The sequence below is a fragment of the Sorangium sp. So ce887 genome (assembly GCF_051521455.1).
GTDB lineage: Bacteria > Myxococcota_A > Polyangia > Polyangiales > Polyangiaceae > Sorangium.
The window spans coordinates 2127913-2141315 of sequence record NZ_CP150354.1 but is presented as its reverse complement, the minus strand read 5'-3'; the positions used below and the strand labels follow the sequence as shown (position 1 = coordinate 2141315).

The 13403-nt window shown below is 68.3% G+C and carries 9 protein-coding genes; 7 read left to right on the top strand and 2 right to left on the bottom strand.

The genetic code is table 11. The features are described from left to right. Positions 1-24 precede the first annotated feature (24 nt). Both WMF36_RS08055 and ligD read right to left on the bottom strand, forming a co-directional pair. Positions 25-1521: an MDR family MFS transporter gene (locus tag WMF36_RS08055; protein WP_437579025.1), complete on the bottom strand. Its 1497-nt coding sequence runs from the start codon at positions 1519-1521 to the stop codon at positions 25-27. A 123-nt stretch (positions 1522-1644) separates the two neighbouring features. Beyond that, positions 1645-3996 (bottom strand): non-homologous end-joining DNA ligase, encoded by a 2352-nt coding sequence (gene ligD, locus WMF36_RS08050; RefSeq protein ID WP_437579024.1) that lies wholly within the window; start codon positions 3994-3996, stop codon positions 1645-1647. A 159-nt stretch (positions 3997-4155) separates the two neighbouring features. On the opposite strand from ligD, the gene WMF36_RS08045 reads away from it, so the two are divergent. The 7 genes from WMF36_RS08045 to WMF36_RS08015 all read left to right on the top strand — a co-directional run bounded on the left by WMF36_RS08045 (position 4156) and on the right by WMF36_RS08015 (position 13352). Next, positions 4156-5370: an ATP-binding protein gene (locus tag WMF36_RS08045; RefSeq protein WP_437579023.1), complete on the top strand. Its 1215-nt coding sequence runs from the start codon at positions 4156-4158 to the stop codon at positions 5368-5370. A 105-nt stretch (positions 5371-5475) separates the two neighbouring features. Further along, positions 5476-6816, top strand: coding sequence for a PAS domain-containing protein (locus tag WMF36_RS08040; RefSeq protein ID WP_437579022.1), 1341 nt, complete (start codon positions 5476-5478; stop codon positions 6814-6816). Positions 6817-8282: 1466 nt separating this feature from the next. Continuing rightward, positions 8283-9155 (top strand): alpha/beta hydrolase family esterase, encoded by an 873-nt coding sequence (locus WMF36_RS08035; protein ID WP_437579021.1) that lies wholly within the window; start codon positions 8283-8285, stop codon positions 9153-9155. A 74-nt stretch (positions 9156-9229) separates the two neighbouring features. Further along, positions 9230-9556, top strand: a complete 327-nt coding sequence (locus WMF36_RS08030) for a transposase family protein (RefSeq protein WP_437581868.1) — start codon at positions 9230-9232, stop codon at positions 9554-9556. Then, positions 9556-10812, top strand: a complete 1257-nt coding sequence (locus WMF36_RS08025; RefSeq protein WP_437579020.1) for a glycoside hydrolase family 5 protein — start codon at positions 9556-9558, stop codon at positions 10810-10812. Before WMF36_RS08030 ends, WMF36_RS08025 begins: the two co-directional genes overlap by 1 nt. A gap of 342 nt (positions 10813-11154) precedes the next feature. Beyond that, positions 11155-12207, top strand: coding sequence for a poly(ethylene terephthalate) hydrolase family protein (locus WMF36_RS08020; RefSeq protein WP_437579019.1), 1053 nt, complete (start codon positions 11155-11157; stop codon positions 12205-12207). Positions 12208-12614: 407 nt separating this feature from the next. After that, a complete protein-coding gene (locus WMF36_RS08015) occupies positions 12615-13352 on the top strand; it encodes an alpha/beta hydrolase family esterase (protein ID WP_437579018.1) in 738 nt (245 codons plus the stop codon). Positions 13353-13403: the final 51 nt, after the last annotated feature.

Genomic DNA, 13403 nt, shown 5'->3' with positions numbered 1-13403 from the left:
CCGCTCTTCCCCCTACTCCCCCCTTCACAACGGAAGGCCCCGTGAGGGGGAGCTCGTCGGCGCCACGGCCTTGTCGTCCGCCGTCTGAAGGGGCACATGGGGAAACCACAGCGCCACGACGAAGCCGATCAGGCCCATGGCCGCGATGATCCAGAACACCGTCGTGAGCCCCGACGTGAGCGCCTCCCCGAGGTGCTGCAGAATCAGCGGATCGAGCCCCTGCGCCCCCTCCGCCGTGAGCATCCTGCTCGCGGCGTCCGCGGGGATCGACGGGTCCTTCGCGAGCTGGGCCGTCAGCACGCCGCCCATGACGCCCACCGCCACCACGCCGCCGAGCAGCCGGGAGAACATCGTGCTCGCCGTGGCGATCCCGCGCTGATCCCACGCGACGCTGCTCTGCACCGCGATGAGCAGCGCGACGTTGGACAGCCCCATGCCCACGCCGAAGACCAGCGTCGTCGCGCGGAGCATCAGCGGCGTGTCGTGCGCCCCGCCGATCGCGAGCGCGAGCCCCGCCGCCGCCGTCACGCCGAGGCCGACCCAGATGAGCGGGCGGAACCCGACCCGGGGGATGAGCCGCCCGCCGATCGCGCTCGCGACCGGCCAGCCGATCAGCATCGGGGCGATGGCGCTCCCGGCGTCCGTGGGGGTGCCGCGGAGCACCCCCTGCACGAAGAGCGGCACGAACGTGATCGTACCCATCATCGCGCCGCCCAGGATCGCGCCGGCCACGTTGGAGATGAGCATCACCGGGCGCCGGAAGAGCGGCAGCGGGAGCATCGGCTCAGGCGCCCGGCGCTCGACGGCGAGGAACGCGGCGAACAGCGCCACCGCCGCGATCGAGGCGAACACCGTCATCGCCCCGCCGAGCCTCCCCGTGGCGAGGAGCAGCGCGACCACGCCCGCGGACAGGAGCCCGGCGCCGAGGAAGTCGAGCTCGTGACGTCGCCTGTCGATCCGCTCGTGGAACGCGCTCGCCACGAGCGCGATGGACGCGATGCCGAACGGGATGTTGATGTAGAAGACCCAGCGCCAGGAGAAGTAGTGCACGATGAGCCCGCCGAGCATGGGACCGGTGATGCCGAACAGCCCCCACGCGGCCCCGAAGACGCCCTGGATGCGCGCGCGCTCGTTGAGATCGAAGATGTCGCCCGAGATGGTCATCGCCATCGGCTGCATGGCCCCGGCGCCGGCCCCCTGGAGGGCGCGGAAGGCGATGAGCTGCGGCATCGACTGCGCCGCGCCGCTCGCGATCGAGCCGATCAGGAACACGACGATGCCGACGAGCATGACCGGCTTGCGGCCGTAGATATCCGAGAGCTTGCCGCAGATCGGCACCAGCACCGACGAGGTGAGCAGGTAGGCGGTGGTGACCCATGCGTACTGGTGAATGCCGCCGAGATCGCCGATCACCGTGGGCATCGCGGTGGCCACAACCGTCGATTCGAGGGCGGCCATGGCGAGGGACAGGATCAGCCCGACGACGGTGAGGGCGCGGTGGGTCTTGCGTTCTGAAGCCATGCAGGTGGCGGAAGATGTGGTGTGGACGAGGCGGCGCGGCAAGCGTGACGCCGCGCGGCGCCGCTCGTCGAGGCGCAGGACGCGGAGGGCGGGCGTCGATCCGCGCAGCGCCCGCCCGCCCGCCTACCTGCGCCCTTGCGCCTGCATTCCCAGCGCTCGCCGCATCGCGGCCGTGATCTTCTGGCGGACCTCCCCGTAGCCGGCCCACGGGTCCGCCGGGAGCGCAGCCAGGCGCTCGGGCAGGTTCCTGAGCGTGAATCGGTCCGAGCGCATCTCGGGACCGAGCTCCTCCCAGGAGAGCGGCGCAGACACCGGCGCCCCCGGCCGGGCGCGCGTCGAGTACGCGGCCACCGACGTCGCGCCCCTCGTGTTGCGCAGGTAGTCGATGAAGATCTTCCCCTTCCGCTGCGCCTTCGAGACCGCGATCGTGAACCCCTTCGGGTCGCGCCGCGCGATGTCCCCCGCCAGCGCCTTCGTGAACGCGAGGCACTCGTCCCACCCGCTCGACGGCGCGAGCGGCACCACGATGTGGAACCCCTTCCCGCCCGTCGTCTTCACGAAGCTCAGGAGGCCGAGCTCGGCCAGGCGCTCCCTGAGCAGGAGGGCGGCCGCGATCACGCGCTCCCAGGCCACCGAGGGATCCGGGTCGAGATCGAACACCACCCGATCCGGCTTCTCCAGCCGCGAGGTCGTCGAGTTCCACGTGTGGATCTCCAGGATCCCCATCTGCGCGAGCGACACCAGCGCTTCGGCCGAGTCCGCGACGAGGTACTCGCCCGTCTTCGTCTTCTCCTGGATCGTCACGCGCCGGAGCGCGGACGTCCCCCGCACCTGCGCGTGCTTCACGTAGACGCACTCGCTCTCCGCGCCCTCCGGGCAGCGCACAAGCGTGAGCGGCCTGTCCTTCACGAGCGGCACCATCCAGTCGGCGACCGACTCGTAATAGAGAGCGAGCTCGCGCTTCGTGATCCCCTGCGCTGGATACAGCACCCTGTCCGGGTGCGACAGGCGCACCCCGGCGACCGAGGCGCCCTCGCTCTCCTCCGCGTCCCGCGCCGGGCGCGCGCGCCCCCCGCCCTTCTTCCTCGGCGCGGCGCGCTCGCTCCCCCTCGGCGCCGCCGCCTTCCTCTTCTTCCCCTTCTCCCCTGCCGGCGCGCTGCCGCACGCCGCGCGGACCCAGCCCGGACCGCGGCCGGGCACATAGGGCGCGTCCATCCGCTTGGACACGATCCCCTTCACCGACAGCTGGCACCCTTTCTCGACGACCTCCTCCCACGACCCCTCGACGTGATCGCCGTAGCGCAGCGCGCCCCCGCCCCGGCTCGATGAGCGGAGCAGCCGCTGCAAGGCCTGCTTCCGCGCCGAGAGCGGGGACGCCATGAGATCGTGGCCCTCCAGGTACAGGAGATCGAAGACGAAATAGACGAGCTCGCCCTCCCGGGGAGCGGCCTTCGCGCTGGACGGCGGCGGGGCCGTGGTGCCGTCGCGCAGGAGCACCGCCACCTCGCCGTCGAGCAGCGCGCTCTTCAGCCCGAGCCCCGCGATCGCCGCGGCGATGGGCTCGAAACGGCCCTTCGGGTCCTTCCCTTTCTCGTCCACGAGCCGCACGCGCCCGTCCTCGACCCAGGCCATGATCCGTCGGCCGTCGACCTGGATCTCGTGCAGCCACCCCTCGCCCTCCGGCGCCCCCCTCGGCTTCCGCTCCGTCTTGCTCGCCGGGAGCCGCTCGGGCAGCTGCGGCCGCACCTTCTGCGGCATCGCCGCCTCGCGCGCGCCCTCCACCCGCCCCGCGACGCGCGCCCAGCCGCCCTCGCCCTCCGCTCCTCGCCCGCCTGCCGCCGCCTGCGCCGTCCTGTGTTCCTTCTCCGCCCGGTTCGAGCGCCACACCCGGTCCCTGGCGGCAGCGATCTCGTCGAGCTGCCTCCCGGTCGCCACGCTCTCGGGCCGGGCCTCCACGACGCTGTACTCCTTCGTGGCGCGGGCCTCCGCGTCGTTCTCCTTGATGAGAAGCCAGCGCCTCCCCTCGTCGTCGTCCCGCCCGCGGGTCCTCACGAGGGTGAAGCCGCCGCGGAGCTTCTCGCCCCGCAGGACGAACTTCAGCTTTCCGGCGTGATAGCCCCTGTGGGGGTCCTCGAGCGGCACCCACGTGCCCCGGTCCCACAGGAGCACTGTCCCGCCCCCGTACTGTCCTCTCGGAATGATGCCCTCGAAATCGCCGTACTCGAGCGGGTGATCCTCGGTGTGCATGGCGAGCCGCTTGACCTCGGGATCGAGGCTCGGCCCCTTCGGTACAGACCAGCTCTTGAGGACGCCCTCGAGCTCGAGGCGGAAGTCGTAATGCAGGTGCGAGGCGGCGTGCTTCTGGAGGATGAAGGTCCGCTCCTCGGCATCGGCGGGCGCGGCAGTGAGCTCTTGTCCCCGCGGCTCGGGCGTGAGGGAGAAGTCGCGTTTGCGCCAGTACTCGCGCAGTCCCATGCGCTAGGGTTAGCAGAGGGCTGCGCCTGCTGCAGCCGAGCCGCTGAGGACGCCCGGACCGGGTTCCCGCCCACGTCCTCGAGCCACGAATTCGAGCGGGTGACGGAGAAAATAGATCGCATGTCCGGAATGGAAGTCCCCTCGAGGGAGGGTAGGCTGATGGCGACCCTCGAGCGCCTGCTCGATCTCCCCGCAGCCGACCTCCAGCAATCGCTGAACCAGGCGAGTGAGCTCCTTTGCAGCGCGCTCGACGCCGACAAGATCGACGTCTTCCTCTTCGAGCCGAGCAGGAAGACGCTGCGCGCCCTGGGGACGAGCAACACGCCCCTGGGCCGGCTCCAGCAAGCGCTCGGCCTCGACGTCCAGGCCGTGGCCAACGGCGGCTCGATCGCCGGCGTCTTCACGACCGGCGAGCCCTACATCACCGGGCACGCGGACCGGGAGCCCGGCGAGGTCCCCGGTGTGATCCACGAGCTCGGGGTCCGGTCGCACATCGCGGTCCCGCTCGTCGTCGAGGGCGAGCGGCGGGGGGTCGTCTCCGCGCAGTCCCCGCGGCCGGAGTTCTTCACCGAGGGAGATCTCCGCTTCCTGGGCACGGTCTCGCGCTGGATCGGCGCGCTGACGCACCGGGCGGAGCTCGTCGAGCAGGTCACCACGGCTGCGGTCGCGCAGGGCCGGCGCCAGGCCGCCGAGGAGCTGATCACCGTGCTGGCGCACGACCTGCGGAACTACCTTGGGCCGCTCATGAGCCGCCTCGATCTGCTCCACGGGCGCGCGGAGCTCGACGCCCGGGACGAGGATCTGCGCGACCTCGGCCGGGCGAGCGACTCGGTCGCTCGGCTCGGCCAGCTCATCTCGGACCTGCTGGACGTCGGGCGCCTCGAGCAAGGGCTCTTCGAGATCGTGCCGGCGACCGTGGATCTCGTTGCCCTGGCGCAGGAGACCGCGCGGACGCTCGGGTCCCCCGGCGTCGAGATCCGCGTCGAGGGCCCGCCGGAGCTCGTCGTCGTGGCGGACAAGGCGCGCGTCCGGCAGGCGCTCGACAACCTCGTCAGCAACGCGATCAAGCACTCGCCCAGGGGGAAGTGGGTCCTCATCAAGCTCAGCAGCGACCTGCGCTCGGGAAAGGAGCACGCCCACATCGACGTGATCGACCACGGATCCGGCGTCCCGCCGGAGCTCCTCCCCAGGATCTTCGACCGCTTCGTCAGCGGCGGGAAAGCGTCGGGGATCGGCCTCGGGCTCTACCTGGCCAGCAGGATCGCCGCCGCCCACGGCGCCACGTTGACCGTGAACTCCCCTCCGGGCGACGGCGCGACATTCCGGCTGAGCTTGCCTGTGAGCGGACCACCTGACCACGCGAGAGGGGCGTGACCGGGGTGTGAGCCAGACACCGCTCAGGCTGCCCAGCGCTGCGCGAGCTTCCGCGATCACCTTGCAACCCCGGGCGCGCTCCACATACAGTCCAGCAACTAGCGAATGGCAGACGACGGGCTGGGGGAAACCGGGCGGCTCAGGGCAGAGATCGCGGCGCTGCAGGCGCGTATCCAGGAGCTGGAGGGAGCACTGGCGGAGCGGTCCTACGGCCCCGTGGCAGAGGGAGCAGCGCGGCGCGACGCGGCGAGCGCGGACGCTCACGCCGCGCTCGCCACGCTCGCGTGGCTGCACACGCCGGAGCCAGCGCTGATCCACTGGCGCCCCGATGGCACGGTGACGCGCTGGAACGATGGTGCCGAGCGCGTCTTCGGCTGGAGCGAGGGCGAGGCCGTCGGTCGCACGCTCTGGGACCTCGTGGCCGCAGATCCCGTGTCCCCCGACGCCGTGCGCGCGCTCATGCTCGACTGGGCGGAGAACCGGTTCGCCTCGGTCACGAGCGAGGGCAGGACGAAAGACGGGCAGGCGCGCAGCTGCCGGTGGACCCACGGGGTGCTGCGCGACGACCGCGGCGCCGCGCGTGAGATCGCGGCGATCGTCGAGGACGCCAGCGACGCGCCGTGGAGCGAGCACACGCTGCTCGGGCGGCTTCAGCTGCTCCTTCAGCTGGTGGACCACTCGCGCAACTCCATCTTCGTCAAGGACACCGACGGACGCTATATCTTCACCAACCGCGCTCACGCGGAGGTCTATCAGAGGCACATCGTCGATATCATCGGCAAGAGGGAACATGAGTTGAGCCCCCTGGCCCCCGAGGCCATCGATGAGGTCGTGGCGCGAGAGCGCGATGTGCTCGCCGGGCGGAAGGCGATGCAGTACGACGAGGTCCTGAGGTTCGGCGACACGAGCATTCATTTCTCGACGGTCAAATTCCCCATCCTCGACGGGCGAGGCGAGCCGATCGGCCTCGGCGGCATCGTCACAAATAACACGTCGCTGAGGCATGCGGAGGCCGACCGGGCCGTGCTTCAGGAGAAGATCATCGTCGCCCAGCAGGCCGCCCTCCGGGAGCTGTCCACCCCGCTCATCCCGATCGCCGACCGGGTGGTGGCGATGACGCTGGTAGGGACGATCGACACCGCGCGCGCAGCGCAGATCATGGAGACGCTGCTCGCCGGCATCAGCCATCACGGCGCCCACACGGCGATCCTGGACGTCACCGGCGTGCGCGAGGTCGACACGCACGTCGCGGACGCGCTGACGCGGACGGCGCACGCCGGCCAGCTGCTCGGCACCCGCGTGGTGCTCACCGGCGTTCGCCCGGAGGTGGCGCAGACGCTGGTCACGCTCGGCGTGGACCTGTCCGGCATCACCACGCTGGGCACTCTGCAAAGCGGCATCGCATACGCCCTCCGCCACACGGAGCGCTCGCGACAAGGGCGCTGAATCCGTCAGAAAGAGCAGGAGCTCCTCCGTCGGCGCGGCAGGCCTGCGCCGCAACGCGTCGGTGTGGCTGGGGTCGGTGACGCGAGCATGAGGCTCGAAGGCGCGGTCATGCCGCGCCACCAGCTCCGCTCCCCGCCAGACGCGGACCTCCCGCTCGCCGACGATCGCCGCGCGCCAGTTTGTGATTGACGCCGGGCATGTGAACGCTCACAGTGGGCGCTGCGGATATTCTTTTGCCCTGCCCTGGATAGGCCGTCATGCGCACCGGGCCCTGCGCCCTCATGCGCGTTCACCTTGAACGGTCGCGCCATGGCTCCAGACGAGGCGCACGCAGGGGGGAGGAGCAGCAGTTGGGCTCGGCTGGGATGACATCAGGGCGCACGCCAAGGCGGAACGCCTGGCAACCACCTGTCTGCCAATTTCGCCATCGTCGGCCTGAAGCGAGCGCTTCGCGCTGGCGTGACGCGACCCGAGAGGCCTCGTGCACGACGAAAAGAAAGCCGTCAGGCGCTTCAATTTCTTCGGCTTGCTCTCGAGCGTCGCGCTGCTTTCATGCAGCGAAGATACCGGCGACGCGGCACAAGCTGCCGGTGGCGGGCAGCTCGGGCGTGTCAGCCACCAGCGGGGCGACGACCAGCGTAGCGCGACTGGATCATCGAGCAAAACAGCAAGGCGGGCAGCGCCTACGAGGGCAAGATCGACGTGAAGCATGCCGCTTCCATGGGCTACTCGGTCGGCGGTACCGCCGCCGTGGAAATCGGTGGTCATGAGGCCGTGGCCACCGTCGTCTCGATCCACGGACACGTCGCGACAGCGGCCCTGCACGGGCCCATGCTGCAGACCAGCGGAACGCAGGACACGATCGGGCTGCCGATCAAGGGATGTAAGAAAGGAAGAAAGGAACCTTGTAAGAAATACACTCCCCAAACCCGTACTCATGGAATGCGGACGCGACGCACTGATTCGCGGCGTTCTCGTCAATGCCGTACCGGATCTGATCGCCCCAGGGAGGCGCTTCCTTGGCGGCCTTGTCGAGCGTGACGCTTCCAGATCGCGTGCGACCGTTCTCTTCTTCTGGGAGGAGCGCCTTTTCTCCCCTGCAGAAGGCTGTTTATCCCTCCGAATCTTGAATCAGCCGATCACGCGTCCTTCTGAGATCCACTCCGATGGGCAGCTCGCTCCCGCGCCGCCGCGTGGAGCGCAGATTCGTGAAGTCGGCTCGACACCCACTCCAAGGAGTCTCTATGAAATCAAGCAGTCTCTTTCTCAGTGTGAGCGCTCTCAGCGTGCTCATCGTCGCATGTTCGAGCGATGACGGCGGATCTGGCACGGCCTCTGGCTCGACCTCGGGCGGAGCGTCGGCCGGCACTGGGGGCGCTTCGAGCGGAATGTCTTCGGGGGGTGCCCAGAGCACAGGCGGAGATGCCTCGATCGGAGCTGCCTCGGGCGGAGGTGGTTCGGGGGGTGTGCCGAACGGAACCGGGGGAGGCACGACGAGCGGCTCGGGCAGCGGCGGTGATGGCACGGGTGGCTGGCCCGAAGGAGCCATTCCCATGGGGAACGCGCCTGTGCCGAGCGCGGGGTGCGGCAAGGCAACCACGTTGACGACCAAGGAGTATACGATCTCGAGTTCGGGCCAGAATCGCGTGTACTACGTCGATATGCCCAGCAACTACGACATGAACAAGCCCTACCGGCTGTTCTACACCTCACACTGGATCGGCAGCCGCTGGCAAGACGTCGAGGGGCAAGACTTCTACTTTCTCAAACCGCAGATGGAGGCCGACGGAGAGCAAGCCATTTTCGTGGCCCCCTCCTCGGACGGTGCAACGTGGCAAGAGAAGGACCACGCGCTGTTCGACGACATCATGGCGCTCATGAATGAAAGTGTCTGCTACGACACGACCCGCGTGTTCGCGACCGGCTTCAGTTTCGGAGGGATGATCACCTATTCGCTGTCGACGAACCATCAAGCGGAAATCCGTGCGGCCGTGGGCATCGCCCCGGCCAACTACAACATCTGGTTGCCTGAAAAGACACGTAAGCCCATTGCTTGGATGCACACGACGGGCATGAGCGACGGGACTTGCCCCTGGGTGAACAACGAATCTCAAAAAAGAGGAGCCAAGTTCATTGCCCTCGAAAAAGCCGAAGACAACGGCTGCACGATTCCGAACGACATCCCGACTTCAAACGGCGCGTACAGCTGCTACGATTTCCAGGATTGCGATCCGGAACATCCGACACGGGTGTGCACCTTCGGCGGCGGGCACACGAACATCGACGGCAATCCGAATTGGATTCCCATCGAGTCGTGGAAGTTCTTCAAGCAGTTCTGACCGACGTCCTCGCCGCGGACGGGACCCTCGCCCGCGCGTAGCGCCGCGCTCGGGGCGTCTCGCCTGCAGGGGAGCTGACCCTGCGCAGGCGCGACGCCGAAGCCTGCTGTCCGGACTGTGGATGCGGGTCGAATCGCATCCAGAGCCGCTATCGGCGCACCCTGGCCGATCTGCCCTGTCAGGGGGTGCCTGTCCGACTGCAGGTGCAGGTCCGGCGGTTCCGGTGCAAGCAGCCCAACTGCCAGCGCGCGATCTTCACCGAGCGGCTCCCTGCGTTGGCTCCGCCGGACGCGCGTCCTTGTCGTTCGCGGCGGACTAAGATATTGTGTCGTTCATGGCCTTTCTTCAAGTCTGCCGCTCTGCAGCCACGTCTTGGTTCAATCTCACGACCCCCTTGTTGATGCTCGTTGCGCTGGGGTGCTCCTCGGAGAGCAACACGAGCGGGAACGCCGGAGGCAGCAGCGGAGGCACGGACACGAGCGGCGCCGGCGCGGGCGATGCCGGCATGGGCGGTGCCGGCACGGGCGGTGCCGGCATGGGCGGTGCCGGCACGGGCGGTGCCGGTACGGGCGGTGACGGCATGGGCGGTGACGGCACGGGGGGAACCGGGGGCTCCGGCGGGACCGGCGGATCGGCGACGCCGGCGGAGGCCGCAGCCATGGTCTCCGACATGGGCATCGGAGCCAACATCGGCAACACGCTGGAGAACACCACCGAGTGGGAGACGGGCTGGGGCCAGCCGCTGATCACGCAGGCGTTCATCAACGGCATGGCCAGCCATGGCATCAAGACGGTGCGCGTGCCCGTGGCCTGGGACACCTACGCCGTCAACGGCACGATCGACGCTACAAAGATGGCCCGAGTCAAGGAGGTGGTGGGCTGGATCGAGACCGCCGGCATGTACTCGATCGTGAACATCCACTGGGACGGGGGCTGGATTTACAACGAGGCCAACGCCGACAAGCACAAGCTCACCGACGACGTCAAAAGCAAGTTCGCGTCCTACTGGACCCAGATCGCAACGGCCTTCAGCGGCGTCGGTCACAAGCTGATCTTCGAGGGGATGAACGAGGAGGGAAACTACTGGGTCAACGGCGTTCGCGACGGGGGGACGCCGGACTATGCCGCCCTGAACGAGATGAACCAGCTCTTCGTCACCACCGTGCGCGAGAAGGGCGGGTACAACACGAGCCGCGCCCTGCTCATCGCCGGCTTCGTGACGGACATCGACAGGACCTGTGTGAGCGATTTCAAGGTGCCGACCGATCCGGCCGGCACGAAGAGCCTCTTCCTCTCGATCCACTACTACACGCCCTACACCTTCTGCGGCCTCGACACGGTGGAGACCTGGGGCTCTCCCAAGACGACGTGGGGCACGGATCCCGAGAAGGCCGAGCTGAAGAGCCTGTTCGACAAGCTTGGCGCGTTCAGCGCTCAGCGGAGCATCCCGATCATCCTCGGCGAGTTCGCCGTCACGCCGGGCCAGAACTACCCCCGTGAGCCGGCCTCGCGGAGGCTGTGGATGCAGTCGGTGGTGGAGGCGGCGCAGTCTCGCGGTATCGTTCCTGTGCTGTGGGACACGGGGTCGGAGATCAAGCGCACGGACGGCTCTTTCTCGACGGAGTGGCAGGCCGTCATAGACGCCGTCGACCCTTAGCACGACCTCGCGCTCGCCGACGATCGTCGCGCGCCAGTTTTTGATTGACGCCGGCCATGTGAGCGCTCACATTGAGCGCTCCGGATATTCTTGCGCCTTGCCCTGGATAGGCCGTCATGCGCAGCGGGCCCTGCGTGCTCATGCGCGTTCACCTTGACGGTCGCGCCATGGCTCCAGACGAGGCGCACGCAGGGGGAAAAGGAGCAGCAGTCGGGCTCGGCTGGGATGACGTCAGGGCGCACGCCAAGTGCGGAACGCCTGGCAACCACCTGTCTGCCAATTTCGCCATCGTCGGCCTGAAGCGAGCGTTTCGCGCTGGCGTGACGTAACCAGAGAGGCCTCGTGTACAACGAAAAGAAAGCCATCAGGCGCTTCAATGTCTTCTGCTTGCTCTCGAGCGTCGCGCTGCTGGCGTGCAGCGAAGGTAGCGGCGACGAGGCACAAGCTGCCGGTGCGGGCAGCTCGGGCGTGTCAGCCACCAGCGGGGCGTCGACCAGCGTAACCGCTGGGTCAGGCGGCGCCGCCAGTGGCAGCGGCGGCGCCGACATCAGCGACGGTGGAATGGGCGGGGCAGGCGCGAGCGCGGGCGCGGGCGCGGGCGGAGCAGGTGACGGCGGCGATGCAGCGGGCGGGGCCGGTGGTTCGCCGCTCCCGCCGATCACGGATTACTCGGCCGAGGGTCCGTTCGCGACGACTGTGGAGCGGAGCTCGGGGCCCAGCGGAAACCACACGATCTTCAGGCCTGAACGCCTGGGTGATGACGGCTTCTTGCACGCGCCGATCATCTTTGGACCCGGGATCAATACGCAGGTGACCAGCTACACGGATCTCCTGACGAACTTCGCTTCTCACGGCTTCGTGGTGGTTGGAGCCAATCTCCTCACGGGCGGTCCCAACGCCCCGAGCAACCGCGAGGCCATGCTGGAGGGGCTCGACTGGATCATCGAGCAAAACAGCAAGGCGGGCAGCGTCTACCAGGGCAAGATCGACGTGAAGCATGCCGTTTCCATGGGCTACTCGGTCGGCGGTACCGCCGCCGTGGAGCTCGGCGGTCATGAGGCCGTGGCCACCGTCGTCTCGATCCACGGCCACGTCGCGACAGCGGCCCTGCACGGGCCCATGCTGCAGACCAGCGGAACGCAGGACACGATCGGGCTGCCAATGCAGCAAAAGACCTACGACATGTCCCAGACCCAGACGTTCCTGGCGACGGTGATGGGCGCGGATCATGGGTACATCACGCGCGACGTGGGGGGCGTCCAGCGGCCGGCGATCGTGGCCTGGCTCCGTTACTGGATCTACAACGACACCGGTGGGAAGCACTATTTCTACGGCGATGATTGCGTGATGTGCACCTCACCCTGGGTGAATCCCCAGCGCAAGAGCTGGGAATGACCTCGCGTCAAGTCGGATGTCAACGGAGGAGCGCACCCATGTCATCCAGTGTTGGCTCTGTGGGCGACGATCGCATTCACCATCACTCGCGCTGGCTGCGACCGATCTGGGGCGGCTTGGGCCTCTGCGCCGCTCTCAGCCTCGGCTGTAGCGACAGCGGCCACGCTGGCGGATCAGCCGCCGGTGAAACCTCCGCGAGTGGCTCCGGCGGTGGCGCTGCTTCCGGTGGCACGAGCAGCGGCGATGCAGCCGGCAGCGGCGGAGCGGGCGCGGGTGGAGCGGGCTCGGGCGGAACGGGCGGAACGGGCGGCGCGGGCGGCGCGGGCGGCGCGGGCGGCGCGGGCGGCGCGGGCGGTGCCGGCACAGCCGGGGCCGGCGGCAGCGGAGGTGGAGACGGAGGTGACGTGATGAAGTCGGCCGGCTGCGGCAAGATGCGCACGCTTCAGAACGGCGCTGGCGCCGTGCTGAGCGGCGGGAAGAGCCGCAAGTACGCCCTGCGCGTTCCCGACGATTACGATAACAGCCACCCGTACCGGCTCATTCTCTCCTTCCACGGGGCTACGGGCGACAGCAGCCAGGTTGCTCCCTCGTACTTCGGGCTCTGGTCGCTCTCCGAAGGGAGCACCATCTTCATCGCGCCCGACGCGGTCGGCGGGTTCTGGTCAGCCGACGACGATGTGACCTTCGTCGACGACATCCTCGAGCAGGTCACAGACGATCTCTGCATCGATACCTCGCGCATCGAGCTCGAAGGCTTCAGCCAGGGCGGCGCCATGGCGTGGACGCTGGCCTGCGCGCGTCCGAACGTTTACCGCGCCGCGGTGGTCCACTCCGGCGGCGGTGTCGCCCGGCCCGCGAGCTGTCAGCCGGTCGCCTTCATGTCTTCGCTCGGTCAGCAGGAGAGCGGCGGAGCCGGACAAACCTCCAACAGCGACTTCTTCGCCAAGCAAAATGGATGCACGGTGGAGACCTTGGCCAAGGCGCCCAGAGGTGGCCACGCCTGCTCAGACTACAAGGGCTGCTCGGCGGGTCACCCCACCCGCTGGTGTGATTACGACGGCGGTCATACTCCGTCGCCGAACGACGCCGGGCAGAACATGTCGTGGATGCCCCAGGAAGTCTGGACTTTCCTGAGTCAATTCTAGAGCGGTTTTCATAATAGCGGATTTTATCGAGACAGCGAAGCACTTGGGCAT

Coding starts and splice junctions, on each gene's coding strand:
- WMF36_RS08055 (WP_437579025.1), bottom strand. CDS start 1,521: ATGGCTTCAGAACGCAAGACCCACCGCGCCCTCACCGTCGTCGGGCTG.
- ligD (WP_437579024.1), bottom strand. CDS start 3,996: ATGGGACTGCGCGAGTACTGGCGCAAACGCGACTTCTCCCTCACGCCC.
- WMF36_RS08045 (WP_437579023.1), top strand. CDS start 4,156: ATGGCGACCCTCGAGCGCCTGCTCGATCTCCCCGCAGCCGACCTCCAG.
- WMF36_RS08040 (WP_437579022.1), top strand. CDS start 5,476: ATGGCAGACGACGGGCTGGGGGAAACCGGGCGGCTCAGGGCAGAGATC.
- WMF36_RS08025 (WP_437579020.1), top strand. CDS start 9,556: ATGCTCGTTGCGCTGGGGTGCTCCTCGGAGAGCAACACGAGCGGGAAC.
- WMF36_RS08015 (WP_437579018.1), top strand. CDS start 12,615: ATGAAGTCGGCCGGCTGCGGCAAGATGCGCACGCTTCAGAACGGCGCT.